The 18,321-nt window shown below is 66.1% G+C and carries 19 protein-coding genes and 1 tRNA gene; 18 read left to right on the top strand and 2 right to left on the bottom strand.

Translation table 11 applies throughout. The features are described 5' to 3' along the window. Nucleotides 1–16: 16 nt before the first annotated feature. From AC5P74_RS08265 to AC5P74_RS08275, 3 genes are all read left to right on the top strand, one after another. The gene (locus AC5P74_RS08265; RefSeq protein ID WP_329841775.1) at nt 17–631 is read left to right on the top strand and encodes a YqaA family protein; all 615 of its coding nucleotides are present in this window, start codon (nt 17–19) and stop codon (nt 629–631) included. After that, the gene (locus AC5P74_RS08270) at nt 628–1,410 is read left to right on the top strand and encodes a peptidoglycan DD-metalloendopeptidase family protein (protein ID WP_005416034.1); all 783 of its coding nucleotides are present in this window, start codon (nt 628–630) and stop codon (nt 1,408–1,410) included. Before AC5P74_RS08265 ends, AC5P74_RS08270 begins: the two co-directional genes overlap by 4 nt. Before the next feature lie 171 nt (nt 1,411–1,581). Continuing rightward, on the top strand, nt 1,582–2,070 hold the full coding sequence (locus AC5P74_RS08275) for a hypothetical protein (RefSeq protein WP_069137913.1): 489 nt from the start codon (nt 1,582–1,584) through the stop codon (nt 2,068–2,070). 28 nt (nt 2,071–2,098) lie between these two features. On the opposite strand, the gene AC5P74_RS08280 is transcribed toward AC5P74_RS08275, so the two are convergent. Then, nucleotides 2,099–2,473: an Mth938-like domain-containing protein gene (locus tag AC5P74_RS08280; RefSeq protein WP_329841776.1), complete on the bottom strand. Its 375-nt coding sequence runs from the start codon at nt 2,471–2,473 to the stop codon at nt 2,099–2,101. Between the two features lie 13 nt (nt 2,474–2,486). After that, nucleotides 2,487–2,792 (bottom strand): ribosome assembly RNA-binding protein YhbY, encoded by a 306-nt coding sequence (gene yhbY, locus AC5P74_RS08285; RefSeq protein WP_005416037.1) that lies wholly within the window; start codon nt 2,790–2,792, stop codon nt 2,487–2,489. Nucleotides 2,793–2,857: 65 nt separating this feature from the next. On the opposite strand from yhbY, the gene rlmE reads away from it, so the two are divergent. From rlmE to AC5P74_RS08360, 15 genes are all read left to right on the top strand, one after another. Beyond that, nucleotides 2,858–3,490, top strand: a complete 633-nt coding sequence (gene rlmE / locus AC5P74_RS08290; protein ID WP_005409014.1) for a 23S rRNA (uridine(2552)-2'-O)-methyltransferase RlmE — start codon at nt 2,858–2,860, stop codon at nt 3,488–3,490. Between the two features lie 69 nt (nt 3,491–3,559). Continuing rightward, nucleotides 3,560–5,494, top strand: coding sequence for an ATP-dependent zinc metalloprotease FtsH (ftsH, locus tag AC5P74_RS08295; RefSeq protein ID WP_346607901.1), 1,935 nt, complete (start codon nt 3,560–3,562; stop codon nt 5,492–5,494). Between the two features lie 102 nt (nt 5,495–5,596). Beyond that, nucleotides 5,597–5,782 carry a hypothetical protein gene (locus tag AC5P74_RS08300; protein WP_005416039.1) on the top strand — a complete coding sequence of 62 codons (186 nt, stop codon included), beginning with the start codon at nt 5,597–5,599 and terminating at the stop codon, nt 5,780–5,782. A 583-nt stretch (nt 5,783–6,365) separates the two neighbouring features. Continuing rightward, nucleotides 6,366–7,262: a dihydropteroate synthase gene (gene folP, locus AC5P74_RS08305; protein ID WP_495204877.1), complete on the top strand. Its 897-nt coding sequence runs from the start codon at nt 6,366–6,368 to the stop codon at nt 7,260–7,262. Then, nucleotides 7,262–8,215, top strand: a complete 954-nt coding sequence (miaA, locus tag AC5P74_RS08310) for a tRNA (adenosine(37)-N6)-dimethylallyltransferase MiaA (RefSeq protein WP_346607903.1) — start codon at nt 7,262–7,264, stop codon at nt 8,213–8,215. The genes folP and miaA overlap by 1 nt, the downstream gene beginning before the upstream one ends. 96 nt (nt 8,216–8,311) lie before the next feature. Next, complete coding sequence (hfq, locus tag AC5P74_RS08315) at nt 8,312–8,587, top strand: RNA chaperone Hfq (RefSeq protein ID WP_004152891.1); 276 nt, start codon at nt 8,312–8,314, stop codon at nt 8,585–8,587. A 14-nt stretch (nt 8,588–8,601) separates the two neighbouring features. Continuing rightward, nucleotides 8,602–9,912, top strand: coding sequence for a ribosome rescue GTPase HflX (hflX, locus tag AC5P74_RS08320; protein WP_282254798.1), 1,311 nt, complete (start codon nt 8,602–8,604; stop codon nt 9,910–9,912). 125 nt (nt 9,913–10,037) lie between these two features. Beyond that, entirely contained in the window at nt 10,038–10,532 is a 495-nt protein-coding gene (locus AC5P74_RS08325; protein WP_005416043.1) for a CinA family protein, read from the top strand. A 34-nt stretch (nt 10,533–10,566) separates the two neighbouring features. Further along, complete coding sequence (gene ubiB / locus AC5P74_RS08330) at nt 10,567–12,249, top strand: 2-polyprenylphenol 6-hydroxylase (protein WP_329841780.1); 1,683 nt, start codon at nt 10,567–10,569, stop codon at nt 12,247–12,249. Between the two features lie 209 nt (nt 12,250–12,458). Next, the gene (gene lexA / locus AC5P74_RS08335) at nt 12,459–13,094 is read left to right on the top strand and encodes a transcriptional repressor LexA (protein ID WP_005416045.1); all 636 of its coding nucleotides are present in this window, start codon (nt 12,459–12,461) and stop codon (nt 13,092–13,094) included. Between the two features lie 204 nt (nt 13,095–13,298). Continuing rightward, nucleotides 13,299–14,336 carry a recombinase RecA gene (recA, locus tag AC5P74_RS08340; RefSeq protein ID WP_005416046.1) on the top strand — a complete coding sequence of 346 codons (1,038 nt, stop codon included), beginning with the start codon at nt 13,299–13,301 and terminating at the stop codon, nt 14,334–14,336. 110 nt (nt 14,337–14,446) lie between these two features. After that, nucleotides 14,447–14,938 (top strand): recombination regulator RecX, encoded by a 492-nt coding sequence (gene recX / locus AC5P74_RS08345; protein ID WP_053499104.1) that lies wholly within the window; start codon nt 14,447–14,449, stop codon nt 14,936–14,938. 109 nt (nt 14,939–15,047) lie between these two features. Then, entirely contained in the window at nt 15,048–17,696 is a 2,649-nt protein-coding gene (gene alaS / locus AC5P74_RS08350; RefSeq protein WP_329841782.1) for an alanine--tRNA ligase, read from the top strand. Between the two features lie 147 nt (nt 17,697–17,843). Further along, entirely contained in the window at nt 17,844–18,047 is a 204-nt protein-coding gene (gene csrA / locus AC5P74_RS08355; protein WP_004152909.1) for a carbon storage regulator CsrA, read from the top strand. Nucleotides 18,048–18,125: 78 nt separating this feature from the next. Next, nucleotides 18,126–18,218: transfer RNA gene (locus AC5P74_RS08360), tRNA-Ser, on the top strand. Nucleotides 18,219–18,321: the final 103 nt, after the last annotated feature.

The raw sequence follows: 18,321 nt of genomic DNA on the forward strand, positions 1-18,321 counted from the left end.
CACGGAGCAGGGTTGCATGAAGATTTTCGGGCCGCTGTACGAGCGGGCGATGAAGTGGGCGGCGCACGAACGCGCGCCGACCTACCTGACGGTACTGAGTTTCTTTGAAGCGATCATCTTCCCGGTGATGCCGGAAGTGATGCTGGCACCGATGTGCGTGGCCCAGCCCAGGCGTGGCTGGTGGTTCGCCACCCTCAGCCTGGCGGGCTCGATGGTCGGCGCGCTGGTTGGTTACGCGCTGGGTCATTACGCTTTCGAGGCGATCAAGCCGGTGTTCGAGGCGATGGGCATGCTTCCGGCGATCGAGCAGGGCATCACCACCGTGCAGGCGAAGATGGCCGAATCGCCGTGGGCGGTGTTCACCTTCCTGGTGCTGGGCGGCTTCATGCCGATCCCGATGAAGGTCTTCACGTGGGCATCGGGTATCGTCGGCGTACCGATGCCGCAGTACCTGTTGAGCATGTTGATCGGTCGTGGCAAGCGCGTGTTCGTGCTGGCCGCGGTCATCCGTATCGGTGGTGCGCGTGCCGAAGCGGCGCTGCGTCGCTGGATTGAACCGCTGGGCTGGATCGCCACCGTGCTGGTGGTGGTGCTGATCGCCTGGCTTGTATGGAGGTCGAAGTTCGCATGAATCCTGATCGTCTGAGCAAGGGAGTGCGCATCGGCGCGCTGGCGTTGCTGGTTTCCACACTGGCCGCCTGCGGTACCGCCACCGTGGTCCGCCCGGGCGGCGGCAACGCTGGCGGCGTGACCACGCCGAAGACCTCGGTACCCAAGCCCGGGCAGACCGTGGTGGTGCGCAAGGGCGACACCATCTATGCGCTGGCCCGCATCCATGACATCACCCCGGCCGACCTGATTGCCTGGAATCGTCTGGACAACCCGTCGACCATCTACCCCGGCCAGGTGATCCGCCTGTATCCGCAGGGGGCCACCAGCGGCCGTGCGCCGACCACGGTGGTCACCCCGCCGCGTTCGGCTGGCAGCAGTGGCGGCAGCACCGCGCCGGCCCCGGCGCCGGTCGGGCCGGTGAAGAGCAACATCGCCTGGCGCTGGCCAGCCGATGGCGCGATCGTCGGCCGCTACGTGGCCGGTGACGCGACCAAGCAGGGCGTCGACATCGCCGGTACCAGCGGCCAGCCGGTCAAGGCAACCGCCAACGGCGTGGTGGTGTACTCCGGTGCCGGCCTGGTCGGCTACGGCGAACTGATCATCATCAAGCACAGCGACCAGTGGCTGTCCGCCTATGGTCACAACCGCAAGCGCCTGGTCAATGAAGGGCAGAGCGTGAAGGCTGGCGAGCAGATCGCCGAAATGGGCCGCACCGGTGCGAACCGCGACATGGTCCACTTCGAGATTCGCTACAACGGCAAGCCGGTCGATCCGCAGCAGTACCTGCCGGCACGTTGACGCGGTTGGAACAGGGAGTGCCGGGCCATGCCTGGCGTTCCTGACCTGTAGAGCCGTGCTCGACTCAGCGACTGCGGAGCGGTCGTTTGCGATCCTGTGTGCCGCAGGCTCACCTTCACGGCGGACCGGATACCCGGCATTCTTGAGCGGTCCCAGTCGACCCGGTACCCCATGCTGCGTCCTGCTTCCGTTCTCGCCTTGCTGATCGTCGCACCGCTGGTCACCGCGGCCAGCGATCCGCGCGACGTGGTCACCCGTCTTTACGCCGTAGTCCAGGCGCCGGCTTCAGATGAAGCAGCCATCCCGCCGTTGCTGGGCGATGCCCTGCGCTCGGCGGTCGATGCGCAGCATGCTTACGAGCGGGCCTGTACCGCGCTGGCCGCGCACGACGAGAAGCCGCACATGCTCGACCAGAGCCTGTATCTGCTGGCGCCGGACCGACCGGACACGGTCGCGGTGGGAATGCCCGAATCGAGGGGTGACGCGACCTGGATCCGCGTCGACATGGCAGTGGGCGACTATCGATGGACCGACCGGGTCCTGCTGCAGCGGCAGGACCGGGACTGGAAGGTCATGGATATCCGCTGGGGGCAGGGCGGCCACCTGATCGGACGGCTCCAGGAGTTCTCGGCATTCCGCTGCGCGCCTTCAGGCCGCTAGGGGCCGGAGGCACCGGTGACTCGAGAACTCAGCCTTCCAGAATGAAAGCAGCCGCGACCTTGCGGCCTTCGCCTGCCAGGATGTTGAAGGTGCGTGCGGCGGCTGGATTGTTCATCACTTCCAGGCCGATGCCGCGTGACAGGCAGGCGGCCATCACCACCGCCGATGGGAACACCTGGCGGTCACCGGTACCCAGCACGATCAGCGCCGGGTTCAGCGCCAGGATCGGCTCCAGGTCCGCCAGCTGCAACGCAGCGGCGCTCGCCACCGGCCAATGCGCGACCAGCTGGTCCGGGGTCAGGAAGAAGCTCCCGTCCAGCACCTGGTCATTGACCTTGGCCGAGCGGCCATTGGCGGCGCGCAGGCTGTAGGCGTAGTCGGGCGGTTCGTGGTTCAGCTGCATGACGGTAGGGCGATCAGCCGCGCGGCAGCACGATCTGGCGCTGTTCCCTGCTCGGGCGGTACAGCACGGCGACGTGGCCGATGCGCTGCACCAGAGCGCTCTCGGTGGCTTCGACGATCTCGCCGATCATCACGTCACGGGCGTCGCGATCCTCGGCAGCGACCTTCACCTTGACCAGTTCGTGGCGCTCCAGCACTTCGTTCAGCTCAGCGATGAAGGCCGGGGTCACACCCTTGCCGCCGGTCTGCAGCAGGGCCTTCAGGTCGTGGGCTTGGCCGCGCAGGAAACGGGTCTGGGAAGCGGTCAGGGCGATGGACATGCAGGAAAACACGGTTGAATGGGGCGATCAGGGTATCATGAGGACCCCATCAGCCCCTATTTTCAATGGCTACCCGCAGCAAAAGCAGCCAGCGCTGGCTCAAGGAACACTTCTCCGACCCCTTCGTGAAGAAGGCGCAGGCCGAAGGCATGCGCTCGCGCGCCGCCTACAAGCTCGAAGAGCTGCTTGAACGTGACCGGCTGCTGAAGCCGCACATGGTGGTGGTCGACCTCGGCGCGGCGCCGGGTGGCTGGTCTCAGCAGGTTAGGAGACAGATCGGCGACACCGGCCGCGTGCTGGCCCTGGACATCCTGGACATGCCGCCGCTGGCCGGCGTGGAGTTCCTTCATGGTGACTTCAGGGAAGAAGCCGTCCTATCGCAGTTTGAAGCCATGCTCGGGGATCAGCCGGTAGACCTTGTGCTGTCGGACATGGCCCCCAATAAGAGTGGTGTGGGCGCGGTCGACCAGCCGCGGATGATGCACCTGGCGGAGCTGGCCCTGGATTTTGCCGACAACCACCTGAAGACCGGTGGGGCATTCCTGATCAAGCTGTTCCAGGGCGAGGGCTTTGACGACTACGTGCGCGACATGCGCCGCCGGTACGACAAGGTCTCCATCCGCAAGCCGGAAGCCTCGCGCAAGCGCTCTCCCGAGGTGTACGCCTTGGGTCAGGGAAAACGCGCCCACATGAAGTAAGCTCGCAATGTACGCAAGTTCGACCCCCACGCAACGCCAGCACTGAGAGGAACACCGGAGCCAATGAGGATGAACGACTTGACCAAGAACCTCCTGCTATGGGTGGTCGTCGCCGTCGTGCTGATGGTGGTCTTCCAGAGCTTCTCGCCGAAGTCCTCCGGAGCCGGCGCGCAGGGGGCGTCGTACTCGCAGTTCCTGGACCAGGTGGACAGCGGCAACGTGCAGAAGGTCGCCTTTGGCGGCGACATGCGCGGCGGCACCAGCCAGCTGACCTACACCACCCGCGGCGGGCAGACATCCACCATCACCGCACCGTTCGATCGCGACCTGATCAACGTGCTGCGCACCAAGAACGTGGAGATCGTGCAGGAGGAGCCGTCCAGCGGCATCTCCCTCGGTGCGATCCTGATGAATTTCCTCCCGGTCATCCTGATCATCGGCTTCTGGTTGTTCATCATGCGCCAGATGCAGGGCGGTGGCGGCGGTGCCAAGGGCGCGATGTCCTTCGGCAAGTCGCGCGCCAAGCTGCAGGGCGAGGACCAGATCAAGGTCACCTTCGCCGACGTCGCCGGCTGCGACGAGGCCAAGGAAGAAGTGGGTGAGCTGGTCGACTTCCTGCGCGACCCGTCCAAGTTCACCAAGCTGGGTGGCAAGATTCCGCGCGGCGTGCTGATGGTGGGCCCGCCGGGTACCGGCAAGACGCTGCTGGCCAAGGCCATCGCCGGCGAAGCCAAGGTGCCGTTCTTCTCGATCTCCGGTTCGGACTTCGTGGAAATGTTCGTCGGCGTCGGCGCCAGTCGCGTGCGCGACATGTTCGAGCAGGCCAAGAAGCATGCCCCGTGCATCATCTTCATCGACGAAATCGACGCCGTCGGTCGTCACCGTGGCGCCGGCCTGGGCGGTGGCCATGACGAGCGCGAGCAGACCCTGAACCAGCTGCTGGTCGAAATGGACGGTTTCGAGGGCGGTGAAGGCGTGATCGTGATCGCCGCCACCAACCGTCCGGACGTGCTGGACCCGGCGCTGCTGCGCCCGGGTCGCTTCGACCGCCAGGTCGTGGTTGGCCTGCCGGACGTGAAGGGTCGCGAGCACATCCTGAAGGTCCACATGCGCAAGCTGCCACTCGCCGACGATGTCGAGCCGATGGTGATCGCGCGGGGTACCCCGGGCTTCTCCGGTGCTGATCTGGCCAACCTGTGCAACGAGGCGGCCCTGTTCGCCGCGCGTGGCAACGAGAAGGAAGTCCGCATGGACCACTTCGACCGTGCCCGCGACAAGATCCTGATGGGTGCCGAGCGCCGCTCGATGGCCATGAGCGAAGAAGAGAAGACCCTGACCGCCTACCACGAAGCCGGCCACGCCATTGTCGGCCGCCTGGTGCCCGAGCACGACCCGGTCTACAAGGTCACGATCATCCCGCGCGGCCGTGCGCTGGGCGTGACCATGTACCTGCCGGAGGGCGACAAGTATTCGATGAACCGCGTGGCGATCAAGTCGCAGCTGTGCTCGCTGTACGGTGGTCGTGTGGCCGAGGAGCTGATCTTCGGTGCCGACAAGGTCACCACGGGCGCTTCCAACGACATCGAACGCGCCACCAAGATGGCCCGCAACATGGTCACCAAGTGGGGCCTGTCCGACCAGCTCGGCCCGATCGCCTATGGCGAAGAGGATGACGAGGTGTTCCTGGGCCGTTCGGTCACCCAGCACAAGAGCGTGTCCAACGACACCGCGCGTCGCATCGATGAGGAGGTGCGCAAGATCCTCGACGAAGCCTACGCGCGCACTACCGAGCTGATGACGGCCAACCTGGACAAGTTGCACGCGATGTCCCAGCTGCTGCTGCAGTACGAGACGATCGACGCGCCGCAGATCGACGCCATCATGGAAGGCCGCGATCCGCCGCCGCCGGCCGGCTGGAACAAGTCGAACAAGGATGGTGGCAACGACAAGGGCGGCGACGCCCGCCCGCTGCCGCCGATCGCGGGCCCGGCCGAATCGCACTGACGGCCCGCTGCGCGTGACACCAGACGAGGCCGGGGCAACCCGGCTTCGTCGTTTCTGGGCTACCGGCCCATTCCGAAGAACCGAACTGACGCTGGAGCCCGCATGTCTGCCCCGAAGCCCGAACCGATTTCCCACACCGCCGAAATGGTCATCGCCACCGTGGTCGGCGTGGGTGTGGGCCTCGGAGCCGACAATCTGCTGTTGGGCTGCGTGGTGGGTATCGCGGTCGGCATCGTGCTGAGCATCGCCAGGACCCTGTACGTGGACCGCAAGCGTCGCCGCCGTTGAGGGTGTCGGCAGGGCTGCGCCCTGCACCCGTGGTAGTGCCGGCCGCTGGCCGGCAACCTCAAAAGCAAAAGCAAAAGCGGGCTTTCCGTGGGATGGCGGGGCGGTGTCGGAGTGCGGGGACGCTGCAAGTACGTCCCTGTAAGCTTGGCAGCCGCATCCATGCGGCTGACACCCCGCCCTCCGACACCGCCCCACCTCTGACAGATTTCTGCTGCTGTTGGTAGGTGTCGACCTTGGTCGACACGGTAGATCCACGCCATGCGTGGATGCATTTCGACTCCAATTCGAAATATTCGATTCCGACGGAGATTCATCTACGCATGGCGTGGATCTACCGGGCCCCATCCAACCGTCACCGGGAATCTGTCGGAGGTGGGGCGGTGTGGGGCTGCAGGACCGTTGGCGCCATGGATGGCGCCATCGAGCCCCCAAGGATGGGTTTACGGCGTGTCCTGCAGCCCCCCACCGTCCCGCCAGACCATCAGCAATCCAGAGCCGCATTGGCTTTGGCCGTTGCCTCTGCGGGTGCAGGGCGCCGCCCTGCCGAACTAAACTACCCGCCGTTGTTCCAGCAGGATTACCGATGTTCGATACCTCGCCCCAGCTCGATTGCGCCGGCCGCATCCTGCGCCTCGACCGTGCCCAGGTCATGGGCATCGTCAACGTCACCCCGGACTCGTTTTCCGATGGCGGCGCGCACGACACCACCGAGGCCGCAATCGCTCATGGCCTGAAGCTGGTCGAGGAGGGCGCGGACCTTCTCGATATCGGCGGCGAATCGACCCGCCCGGGCGCCACGCCGGTATCGGTCGAGGAGGAGCTGGGCCGGGTGATTCCGGTGATCGAGCAGCTGGCGGCCCGGACCCATGTGCCGATCAGCATCGACACCTTCAAGCCGGAAGTGATGCGCGCGGCCGTGGCCGCTGGCGCCGGCATGATCAACGACATCTTCGGCCTGCGTCAGGAGGGTGCGCTCGAGGCCGCTGCGGAAACCGGCGTGCCGGTGGTGCTGATGCACATGCAGGGCGAACCGGGCCACATGCAGGCCGATCCGCACTACGACGATGTGGTCGGCGAGGTGCACGGCTTCCTGGTGCAGCGCCTGTTCGCTGCCGAGATGGCAGGCATCGCGAGGAAGAACCTGCTGATCGACCTCGGTTTCGGCTTCGGCAAGACCACCGGCCACAACATGACCCTGCTGGCGCGTTCGGAGCGCTTTCTGGAACTGGGCGTGCCGATGCTGGCCGGCCTGTCGCGCAAGCGCAGTCTCGGTGAACTGACAGGTCGCGATACGCCGTCCGAGCGGGTAGCGGCCTCGGTGGCCGCGCACCTGATCGCGGTCCAGCGTGGCGCGCGCATCGTACGCGTGCATGACGTGGCGGCCACAGTTGATGCGCTGAAGATCTGGCAGGCGGTGCAAGCCGTACCGACGCCGCGCGCCGACGCTGCGCCGACGATCCGCTGGCCGGAAGAAGACTGATGGGTATCGATCGGCGGCCACTGGCGATCGCCGTGATGGGGCCGACCGCCAGTGGCAAGACCGCCACTGCGATCGCCCTGGCACGGCAGCTGGATGGCGAAATCGTCAGCGTCGACTCGGCACTGGTGTACCGCCACCTGGACATCGGTTCGGCCAAGCCCGATGCGACGGAGCGCGCGCAGGCGCCGCACCATCTGCTGGACCTGCGTGACCCCTGGCAGACCTACTCGGCGGCCGAGTTCGCCGCCGATGCCGGGCGGGTCGTGGCCGACATCGTGGCGCGTGGCAGGACGCCGATCCTGGCCGGTGGCACTGGCCTGTACTTCCGGGCGCTGCTGCAGGGCCTGTCGCCGATGCCGGAGGCCGACCCGGCAATGCGCGAAGCGCTCAGCGCCGAGGCGGCCGAGCGTGGCTGGGTGGCACTGCACGCCGAGCTGGCCAAGGTCGACGCGGCCGCCGCCGCACGCATCCATGCGACCGATCCGCAACGCATCCAGCGGGCGCTGGAGGTCTATCGCCTGACCGGTATCCCCATTACTGAATGGCAGCGCCGGCCGGGCGTAGCGCCATTGCCGGTGCGCACCCTCAAGCTGATTCTCGCTCCACGCGACCGTGCGGTTCTGCACCAGCGCATCGAGGCGCGCTTCGACGCCATGCTGGGGCAGGGGTTTCTCGACGAGGTGCGGGCATTGCGCGCGATGCCGGAAATGGCAGCCGTGGAGGCGCCGTTGGACCTGCCGGCAGTGCGTGCGGTCGGCTATCGGCAGGCCTGGGAGTACCTGGACGGGGAGGGTGATGCCGTCCGTTTCCGTGACAAGGCGATCTTCGCCACCCGGCAACTGGCCAAGCGCCAGCTGACCTGGCTGCGCGGCGAGCTTGATGCGCGCTGGTTCGACCCCCATGTTGATGGGGAGCGCCTGGCCAGCGCGGTGTCGACCTTCGTCGCACGCTGAATCCCCGCCAGCCGTGTAACATCATCGGTCGGCGGGCGGCTCGGGGGCCGCGGCAACCGTCGGCAACCCAATAAGAACAATAATCAGGAGTGTGCAATGTCCAAGGGGCAATCGCTGCAGGATCCTTTCTTGAACGCACTGCGGCGCGAACGCGTGCCGGTTTCGGTGTACCTGGTGAACGGCATCAAGCTGCAGGGCACGATCGAGTCGTTCGACCAGTTCGTGGTCCTGCTGCGCAACACGGTCAGTCAGATGGTCTACAAGCACGCCATTTCCACCGTCGTTCCGGCACGCAACGTGAAGGTCGGTCCGGGCGGTGGTTACGTGCAGTCGGGTGAAGGCGGTCAGGCAGGTGATGAAGCAGACGAGTAATACCGGAGCGGTGAATGTTTGACCGCTCGAAAAAGGGTGAACACGCCCTGTTGATCCAGCCCCATTTCGGCAAGCTGGAAGACGATGTGCTCGAAGAATTCGGTGATCTGGCCCGCTCGGCCGGGGCCAGCATCGCCGCGACGATCACTGCGCGCCTGGACCGTCCGAATCCGTCGACCCTGATCGGCAGCGGCAAGCTGGACGAGATCAAGGCTGCGGCCGACGCCAGCGGGGCCGACCTGATCCTGGTCAATCATGCATTGAGCCCGGGCCAGGAACGCAACCTGGAACGTTTCCTCGAGCGCCGGGTGATCGACCGCACCGGCCTGATCCTGGACATCTTCGCCCAGCGTGCGCACAGCCACGAAGGCAAGCTGCAGGTCGAACTGGCACAGCTGCGCCACCTGGCTACGCGGCTGGTGCGCGGCTGGACCCATCTGGAGCGCCAGCGCGGCGGTTCGATCGGCCTGCGCGGACCGGGTGAAACCCAGCTGGAAACTGACCGCCGTCTGCTGCAGAAGCGGGTGGAGCAGCTGCAGAAGCGCCTGGAAAAGGTCGAAGTGCAGCGCACCCAGATGCGCCGTGCGCGTGTGCGCAGCGAGCTGCCGCGCGTGGCCCTGGTGGGCTACACCAACGCCGGCAAGTCGACCCTGTTCAACGCCATGACCGGCGCTGAGGCCTATGCTGCCGACCAGCTGTTCGCAACGCTGGATCCGACCGTGCGCCGCATCGCGGTGCCGGGCGGCAACGTGGTGCTGGCCGACACCGTTGGCTTCGTCCGCGACCTGCCGCATGACCTGGTCGCTGCGTTCCGCTCGACCCTGTCCGAGGCGCGCGAGGCCGATTTCCTGCTGCACGTGGTCGATGCTGCCGACCCGCACCGCGAGGAGCGCATCGCCCAGGTGGACGAAGTGCTGACCGCAGTCGGTGCCGGCGATCTGCCGCAGCTGCTGGTGTTCAACAAGATCGACCGCATTGACGGCGCCGACGTGCGCCACGACGGCCAGGACGGTATCCCGGACGAATCGCGTCGCGAGCGGGTGTGGATTTCTGCGCGTGACGGTCAGGGCTTGGAGCTGCTGCAGGCGGTGCTGGGCAAGCGCCTGGGCCTGCAGCATGTCACCGGCGAACTGCGCCTGCCGCCGGATGCCGGCCGCCTGCGCGCGCGCCTGCACCAGCTGGAAGTGATCCGCAGCGAGCAGGCTGATGAGGAAGGCTGGCTGCTGCATGTCGACTTGCCGATTGCCGAAGCCGAGAAGCTGGCCGCCAGTGCCGACGGCGCACCGATCCGGGCGCTGCTGCCGGAGAAACTGCCGGAGTGGTGAGGTAGCACCTGGCAGGGCCGGCGAGTGCCGGCCGCCGGCCGGCAGCGCAACCGTCCCGGATGGGCGCGACATCTGCCTGTCATCTGCGGTACAACGTGCAGGTTCTTCACCCCACCGTCATGCCGATGTCCATCCCCACCGACGCTGAACTCAATATCCAGTCCGCCGCGCTTGGGCAGCGCCTCGAGCAGGCCTCGCTGCAGCTGGTGACCGCTGAAAGCTGCAGTGGTGGCTGGATTGCAAAGTGCATGACCGACATCGCAGGGTCGTCGGCATTCTTCGACTGCGGCATGGTGGTCTACAGCTACGAAGCCAAGCAGCGCCTGCTCGGCGTGCGCGCACAGACGCTGGAGCAGTTTGGCGCAGTCAGCCGCGAAACCGTGCTGGAAATGGTTTCCGGTGCGCTGGTCAACTCGGGGGCCGGCATCGCGGTGGCAGTGACCGGCATCGCCGGTCCCGGCGGCGGCAGCCCTGGCAAGCCGGTCGGCAGCGTCTGGATCGGCTGGAAGCGGCGCGGCGGCTACGCCCGCGCCGAGCTGTTCCAGTTCGAGGGCGACCGCGAAGCCATCCGCCGGCAAACCGTGGCGGCGGCATTGCGCGGCATCGACGCCCAGCTGTGACATGCTGCTCCGGTAATCGTCCGGAGCACGCATGATGTGGGAAACGTTGGGCACGGTCCGTGACCTGGGCCGACTGCAGGAAATTGCGGTTGTCCTGATCCGCTATGGTTTCGGTGACGTGGTGCGGCGCATCGGCCTGGCCACCACGCTGGAGCGCGCTGGGCGCCTGCTGCACTGGAACGAGGATCGCCAGGAACTGCTGCGGATGACCGCGCCGGTGCGCGTACGCAGCGCGATGCAGGATCTCGGCCCGACCTTCGTCAAGCTCGGTCAGGTGCTGGCGACGCGCGTCGACCTGCTGCCGCCGGAATGGATCGCTGAACTGTCCGAGCTGCAGAACGCGGTACCCGCGCTGCCGTATGCCGATATCCGCGAGCAGCTGGAGGCCGACCTGGGCGGCTCGCCTGCAGACGTGTTCGCCTTCCTCGATGAAATCCCGATGGCCGCCGCCTCGCTGGCGCAGGCCCATCGCGCGCGCCTGCATGACGGCCGCGAGGTGGTGCTGAAGGTACGACGCCCGGGTATCCGCGACGTGGTCGAGGCCGACCTGCGGTTGCTGGCGCGTCTGGCCGAGATCGTCGAGGCGCGGCTGCCGGACCTGCGCCGCTATCGTCCGGCCGAGGTCGTGCAGCAGTTCACCGTGTCGCTGCGACGCGAGCTGGATTTCGCCGCCGAATGCCGCAACGCCGAACGCATCGCACGCAACTTCAACGGCCGTGACGACATCCTGATCCCCAGCGTGCACTGGCAGTGGACCTGTGAAAGCCTGAATGTGCAGGACTTCGTCGACGGCATTCCCGGGCGTGACCTGGCCGGCGTCGATGCGGCGGGCCTGGACCGGCGCGAACTGGCTCGGCGCGGTGCCGGCATCGTGCTCAAGATGGTGCTGGAGGACGGCTGCTTCCACGCCGACCCGCACCCCGGCAACATCTTCTACCTGCGTGACGGCCGCATCGGCGTGATTGACTTCGGCATGGTCGGCGCGTTGTCCGAAGTGCGCCGCTTCCAGGTCGCGCAGCTGCTGCACGGGCTGGTCGAGCAGGACCCGCAGAGCGTGGCCGATGTGCTGCTGGACTGGGCCGGCGGCGTGGAAGTGGACGAGAACCGCCTGCAGCACGACATCAGCCAGTTCGTCGACCAGTATCGCGGCGTGCCGCTGAAGGACCTGCGCATCGGCCTGATGCTGGGCGATATCACCCAGCTGCTGCGCAGCTACAGCCTGACCCTGCCGGCCGATCTGGCGCTGATGATCAAGGCCTTCCTGACCCTGGAAGGCATGGGGCGCCAGCTGGACCCGGATTTCGACATGGCCAGTGCCGCGCGCCCGTTCCTGGAACGGGTGGTGCTGCAGCGCTATGCGCCCAAGGCGCTGCTCAAGCGTGGCCGACGCAGCCTGCTGGGCCTGGTCGACTTCGCCGGGGAACTGCCGCGCGACCTGCGCAAGCTGGTCCAGGCGGCACGCCGCGGCCGCCTCCAGCTGAAGGTGGAAACCACTGCGCTGCAGGGCTTTGGCGAACAGGTGAATCGGGCAGCGAACCGGCTGGTGATGGGTATCGTCACCGCCGCGCTGATCATCGGGTCCTCGATCGTGATGCACAGCGTTGGCGGGGTCTCCAGTCGCTGGCTGCTGGCACTGGGCGTGTGCGGTTTCATCGGCGCCGGCTTCTGCGGCGTGTGGATCCTGTTCTCCATATGGAGGAGCGGCAAGCACACATAGTGTGCTTGCCGCAGCGGTTCCCCATCGGAACCGTGGAATCGCTGCGCGATTCCTGTAGGGCCGACCGCTGGTCGGCTGCCCTTGCTTTTGCCTTTGCCGCCCGGCCATTGGCCCAACTGCCGAGCATGGCTCGGCACTACAGATCCCCATCACCTGTTTGTCGTACCCGGCACTTGCAGTTGTGTGCGTTAGTAGTAATACTACTAACCATGGACCTGACCGACACCCAGCAGGCGATCCTGCAGTTGATCGCCGAGCGTATCGAGAGCGAAGGCGCACCGCCGTCGCAGACTGAAATCGCACGCGCGTTCGGCTTCAAGGGCGTGCGTGCGGCCCAGTACCACCTGGAAGCTCTGGAGCAGGCCGGTGCGATCCGTCGCATCCCGGGCCAGGCTCGCGGCATCCGCCTGGTGCAGGCACCGCCGGTCGAAAAGCTGGCCGAGCCGGGCCTTCCGGACAGCGTGCTGCGCTTGCCGGTGCTGGGCCGGGTCGCTGCCGGCCTGCCGATCGGTGCCGACATCGGCTCCGACGATTTCGTGGTGCTGGACCGGGTGTTCTTCTCGCCGGCGCCGGACTACCTGCTGAAAGTGCAGGGCGACTCGATGATCGATGAGGGCATCTTCGACGGTGACCTGATCGGCGTGCACCGCACCCGCGACGCCCGTTCCGGGCAGATCGTGGTGGCCCGCATCGATGACGAGATCACCGTCAAGCTGCTGAAGATCGCCAAGGACCGCATCCGCCTGCTGCCGCGCAATCCCGATTACAAGCCGATCGAGGTGCTGCCGGACCAGGATTTTGCGATCGAAGGCCTCTATTGCGGCCTGCTTCGGCCCAATCGTTGACCCGCTCCATGGTGCATTACCCCGCGGTCTTTTGTGGCGATTCTCTGGTTCCACTGAGGTTGGTACGGATGTCCGATAATTCTTTTCAGAGCGCCGGGCAGAATCTCAGCCTGTGCGATACGTCCGACTTAAAGTGAACCCATGGCAAAGAAGACCCCCAAAGACAGCACCCCCAACGACATGACCTCTGCAAGGACCAATACGATGGACGAGAACAAGAAGCGCGCCTTGGCTGCTGCTCTGGGCCAGATCGAGAAGCAGTTCGGCAAGGGCTCGGTGATGCGCATGGGCGACCGCGTGGTCGAGCCCGTCGAAGCCATCCCGACCGGTTCGCTGATGCTCGACATCGCACTGGGCATTGGCGGTCTGCCGAAGGGCCGTGTCGTTGAGATCTACGGGCCGGAATCCTCGGGCAAGACCACCCTGACTCTGCAGGCCATCGCCGAATGCCAGAAGATGGGCGGTACCGCGGCCTTCATCGATGCCGAGCACGCGCTTGACCCGATCTACGCCGCGAAGCTGGGCGTGAACGTGGACGACCTGCTGTTGTCGCAGCCGGACACCGGTGAGCAGGCGCTGGAAATCGCCGACATGCTGGTCCGTTCGGGCTCGGTTGACATCCTGGTGGTCGACTCGGTCGCCGCGCTGACCCCGAAGGCCGAAATCGAAGGCGAAATGGGTGACCAGCTGCCGGGTCTGCAGGCCCGCCTGATGAGCCAGGCGCTGCGCAAGCTGACCGGCAACATCAAGCGTTCGAACACCCTGGTGATCTTCATCAACCAGCTGCGCATGAAGATCGGCGTGATGATGCCGGGCCAGAGCCCGGAAACCACCACCGGCGGCAACGCGCTGAAGTTCTACGCCTCGGTCCGCCTGGACATCCGCCGTATCGGTGCGATCAAGAAGGGCGATGAGATCATCGGCAACCAGACCAAGATCAAGGTCGTCAAGAACAAGCTGGCGCCTCCGTTCAAGCAGGTCATCACCGAGATCCTGTACGGCGAAGGCATCAGCCGCGAGGGCGAACTGATCGACATGGGCGTGGATGCCAAGCTGGTCGAGAAGGCCGGCGCCTGGTACAGCTACGGTGAAGAGCGCATTGGCCAGGGCAAGGACAATGCCCGCGGCTACCTGCGCGACAACCCGACCGTCGCCGCCAAGCTCGAGGCCGAACTGCGTGAGAAATTCCAGCCGGCCGAAGCGGCCCGCGAGGAAGGCGACGACGAAGGCGACGACGAGTAAGGCTTGCTGTGGGGCAGGGCGGCGCCGTCAGTGACGTCGCCCTGTCCCACAGGTTCGAATCGCCCAGGGATGGGCAGGGCGCCAAGGACGGCGCCACCCTTGGAGCATCGATGTCCGACGCCGAAGACATTCCTACCGGCCGCAAGCGCCGGCAGCGTGAGCAGACTCCCGTACAACGGGCGCTGGGCCTGCTGGTCCGCCGCGAGCACTCGCGCAAGGAACTCACCCGCAAGCTGACCGCCCGTGGCGTCGAAGACGAAGCCGCGCAGGCCGCTGTCGCCAAGCTGACCGAAGCGGGCTGGCAGGACGACACCCGTTTTGCTGAGAACCTGGTGCGGATGCGCGCCAATACGGGTTATGGCCCGATCCATGTCCGCGCCGAGCTGGGCACCCATGGCCTGGACAGTGCCGCGATTGCCGCGGCGATGGACAGTTACGATGGCGACTGGCAGGAAAATGCCCGTGATCTGGTCCGCCGGCGCTTTGGCGAGGCCGGTCCGCAGGACCTGACGCAGCGGCGCAAGGCCGCCGATCTGCTGGCCCGACGGGGTTTCGACGGCGACAGCATCCGCCGTGCGACCCGCTACGACCCGGATGACTGAGACTGGCGGCGCCGGGCCTGATACCCTTTAGGTTTTCGGCGCTCCCTCGCGACCCTGGCCAACACGGCCGGTGGTCCGGGTCCGCCGGCCCGCAGACTGCCAGCCCCCAATGAACGCATCCGCCAAATTCACGACATCCCAGATCCGCAGCGACTTCCTTGAATTCTTCAAGGCCAAAGGCCACACCATCGTGCCCTCGGCGCCGCTGGTGCCGGGCAATGATCCGACCCTGCTGTTCACCAACTCCGGCATGGTGCAGTTCAAGGACGTGTTCCTTGGTGCGGAGAAGCGTAGCTACGTGCGCGCGGCCGACGTGCAGCGCTGCCTGCGCGCGGGCGGCAAGCACAACGATCTCGACCAGGTCGGCTACACCGCACGCCACCACACCTTCTTCGAAATGCTGGGCAACTGGTCGTTCGGCGACTACTTCAAGAAGGACGCGATCGCCTGGGCCTGGGAACTGCTGACCCAGGTCTGGAAGCTGCCGGCCGAACGCCTGTTGGTCACCGTCTACCAGACCGATGACGAAGCCTACGAGCTGTGGCGCGACATGGTCGGCGTACCGGAAGAGCGCATCGTGCGCATCGGCGACAACAAGGGCGCACCGTTTGCCTCGGACAACTTCTGGCAGATGGCCGACACCGGCCCGTGCGGCCCGTGCACCGAGATCTTCTACGACCACGGTGACCATATCGCCGGTGGCCCCCCGGGTTCCCCGGATGAAGACGGCGACCGCTTCATCGAAATCTGGAACCTGGTGTTCATGCAGTTCGACCGCCAGCCCGACGGCACCCTGGTGCCACTGCCGGCGCCGTGCGTGGATACCGGCATGGGCCTGGAGCGCCTGGCGGCGATCCTGCAGCACGTGCACACCAACTATGAGATCGACCTGTTCCAGGCACTGATCCGCAAGGCCTCCGAGCTGACCGGCACCGCCGACCTGGAGAACAAGTCGCTGCGCGTGATTGCCGACCACATCCGCGCCTGCTCGTTCCTGATCGTCGACGGCGTGCTGCCGTCCAACGAAGGCCGGGGTTACGTGCTGCGCCGTATCATCCGCCGCGCCCTGCGCCACGGCTGGATGCTGGGCGTGCGCCAGCCGTTCTTCAGCAAGCTCGTGCCGACACTGGTCGAGCAGATGGGCGAGGCCTATCCGGAACTGCCGGCTGCGGTGGACACTGTCACCCGTGCGCTGCAGGCCGAGGAAGAGCGTTTCGCCGAAACCCTCGATGCCGGCATGAAGATCTTCGAAGACGTGGCCGGCAAGGCCAGCAATGGCGTGATCCCGGGCGTTGACGCCTTCCGCCTGTATGACACCTATGGCTTCCCGCTCGACCTGACCCAGGACATCGCCCGCGAGCGCGACCTGACCGTCGACATCGCCGGCTTCGATGCCGCGATGGAGCAGCAGCGCGAGACCGCGCGCGCGGCCGGCAAGTTCGGTGGCGGCGTGACCCTGCCAGCCGAGCTGGTGGCGACCCTCAGCCCGACCCAGTTCCTGGGCTATGACCGCCTGCAGGCCGACGGCCTGAGCGTGCTGGCCCTGCTCAAGGACGGTCGTCCGGTGCAGTCGGCCGATGCGGGTGACGCAGTCATCGTCATCACCAACCAGACCCCGTTCTACGCCGAGTCCGGCGGCCAGGTCGGCGACACCGGCGTGCTGACCGGCAACGGCGTGCGCCTGGTGGTGGAAGACACCCAGAAGTTCGCCGGCCAGTTCCATGGCCATGTCGGCACCCTGTCCGAAGGCGGCCTGAAGGTCGGCGACGTGCTGTCCGGCCAGGTCGATGGCGAGCGCCGTGGCGCCACCATCCTCAACCACTCGGCCACCCACCTGCTGCACGCCGCGCTGCGCGAAGTGCTGGGCACTCACGTGCAGCAGAAGGGCTCGCTGGTCGCGCCGGACCGCCTGCGCTTCGACTTCTCGCACTTCCAGCCGATCAGTGCCGACGAACTGGCGGTGATCGAGCGCAAGGTCAACCAGCAGGTGCGCGCCAACAACGCCGCCGAAGTGCACACCATGGGCATGCAGGAAGCGCTGGACTTCGGCGCGATGGCCTTGTTCGGCGAGAAGTACGGCGAGCACGTGCGCGTGCTGAAGATGGGTGACTACTCCACCGAGCTGTGTGGTGGTACCCACGTCAACCGTACCGGCGACATCGGCCTGTTCAAGATCACCTCCGAGGGTGGCGTCTCCGCGGGCGTGCGCCGCATCGAGGCCGTCACCGGCCAGGGCGCGCTGGACTACGTGGACGCCGAAGAGGCCCGCCTGGCCGAGGCCGCTGAGCTGCTCGGTGGCAGTGCTGCCGACGTGGTCGAGAAGATCCGTGCCCTCGGCCAGCGCCAGAAGCAGCTGGAGCGCGAACTGGAAGGCGTGAAGGCCAAGGTTGCTGCGGGTGCCACGGCCGACCTGTCCGGCCAGGCCGTCGAGGTTGCTGGCGTGAAGGTGCTGGCCGCCCGCCTGGAGGGCTTCGACGCCAAGGCCTTGCGTGACGCCATGGACCGCCTCAAGCAGCAGCTGGGCGACGCGGTGATCGTGCTGGCCGGCGCCCAGGACGGCAAGGCCGCCCTGGTCGCAGGCGTGAACGGCAGCGCAATGGGCAAGGTCAAGGCCGGGGAACTGTTGTCCCATATCGCCGGTCAGATCGGGGGCAAGGGCGGCGGACGCCCGGACCTCGCCCAGGGTGGTGGCGAGGACGGGCCCGCCCTTGCCACTGCGCTGGCTGCAGTCGTCGAATGGGTCAGCCCCCGCCTGTGATGAACCTGGCCGTCCCCCTCCTTGTAGGAGCGGGACGGCTGACGGTACCATTGCGAATCTTTTCCCTTTGTCGTGGTAGCGCTTCTTGACGGAGCGTCAAGCCGGTGGGGGATACCCTTCCACACGGTTCCATGGAGACTTACAAAAATGTTGATCCTGACTCGCCGCGTCGGCGAAACCCTGATGATCGGAGACTCGGTGAGCGTCACCGTGCTTGGCGTCAAGGGTAACCAGGTGCGTATCGGCATCACCGCGCCGAAGGACGTCGCTGTCCATCGCGAAGAGATCTATCAGCGCATCCAGCGTGGTGATGAAGCCGGTGGCACCGGTAGCGAAAATTCTGCCGAATAACGCTTTACCTTCGCACTCGATTAACGTTATGATTCACGCCCCGCTGAGGTGCAACGCACCAGACGCGGAGAAAACCCCGGAGTGATGCCCGAGTGGCCGAAGGGGCTCCCCTGCTAAGGGAGTATAGGGTCAAAAGCTCTATCGAGGGTTCGAATCCCTCTCACTCCGCCAGATACAAAGAAGCGCCTGCAGATCATCGATCTGCAGGCGTTTTTCTTTGCACGGATGCAGGGTCCCGGCGTGCCATCCAGCGATCATTGATCGCTGGATGGTG

It is taken from the genome of Stenotrophomonas sp. YJH_SMC_94-11 (genome assembly GCF_059370435.1).

What these genes read in the sequence shown, in the direction of transcription:
- hfq (WP_004152891.1), top strand. Translation starts at nt 8,312, where the DNA reads ATGTCCAAGGGGCAATCGCTGCAGGATCCTTTCTTGAACGCACTGCGG.
- recX (WP_053499104.1), top strand. Translation starts at nt 14,447, where the DNA reads ATGTCCGACGCCGAAGACATTCCTACCGGCCGCAAGCGCCGGCAGCGT.
- ubiB (WP_329841780.1), top strand. Translation starts at nt 10,567, where the DNA reads ATGTGGGAAACGTTGGGCACGGTCCGTGACCTGGGCCGACTGCAGGAA.
- AC5P74_RS08300 (WP_005416039.1), top strand. Translation starts at nt 5,597, where the DNA reads ATGTCTGCCCCGAAGCCCGAACCGATTTCCCACACCGCCGAAATGGTC.
- AC5P74_RS08280 (WP_329841776.1), bottom strand. Translation starts at nt 2,473, where the DNA reads ATGCAGCTGAACCACGAACCGCCCGACTACGCCTACAGCCTGCGCGCC.
- alaS (WP_329841782.1), top strand. Translation starts at nt 15,048, where the DNA reads ATGAACGCATCCGCCAAATTCACGACATCCCAGATCCGCAGCGACTTC.
- AC5P74_RS08275 (WP_069137913.1), top strand. Translation starts at nt 1,582, where the DNA reads ATGCTGCGTCCTGCTTCCGTTCTCGCCTTGCTGATCGTCGCACCGCTG.
- hflX (WP_282254798.1), top strand. Translation starts at nt 8,602, where the DNA reads ATGTTTGACCGCTCGAAAAAGGGTGAACACGCCCTGTTGATCCAGCCC.
- recA (WP_005416046.1), top strand. Translation starts at nt 13,299, where the DNA reads ATGGACGAGAACAAGAAGCGCGCCTTGGCTGCTGCTCTGGGCCAGATC.
- ftsH (WP_346607901.1), top strand. Translation starts at nt 3,560, where the DNA reads ATGAACGACTTGACCAAGAACCTCCTGCTATGGGTGGTCGTCGCCGTC.
- AC5P74_RS08270 (WP_005416034.1), top strand. Translation starts at nt 628, where the DNA reads ATGAATCCTGATCGTCTGAGCAAGGGAGTGCGCATCGGCGCGCTGGCG.
- AC5P74_RS08265 (WP_329841775.1), top strand. Translation starts at nt 17, where the DNA reads ATGAAGATTTTCGGGCCGCTGTACGAGCGGGCGATGAAGTGGGCGGCG.
- csrA (WP_004152909.1), top strand. Translation starts at nt 17,844, where the DNA reads ATGTTGATCCTGACTCGCCGCGTCGGCGAAACCCTGATGATCGGAGAC.
- AC5P74_RS08325 (WP_005416043.1), top strand. Translation starts at nt 10,038, where the DNA reads ATGTCCATCCCCACCGACGCTGAACTCAATATCCAGTCCGCCGCGCTT.
- folP (WP_495204877.1), top strand. Translation starts at nt 6,366, where the DNA reads ATGTTCGATACCTCGCCCCAGCTCGATTGCGCCGGCCGCATCCTGCGC.
- yhbY (WP_005416037.1), bottom strand. Translation starts at nt 2,792, where the DNA reads ATGTCCATCGCCCTGACCGCTTCCCAGACCCGTTTCCTGCGCGGCCAA.
- rlmE (WP_005409014.1), top strand. Translation starts at nt 2,858, where the DNA reads ATGGCTACCCGCAGCAAAAGCAGCCAGCGCTGGCTCAAGGAACACTTC.
- miaA (WP_346607903.1), top strand. Translation starts at nt 7,262, where the DNA reads ATGGGTATCGATCGGCGGCCACTGGCGATCGCCGTGATGGGGCCGACC.
- lexA (WP_005416045.1), top strand. Translation starts at nt 12,459, where the DNA reads ATGGACCTGACCGACACCCAGCAGGCGATCCTGCAGTTGATCGCCGAG.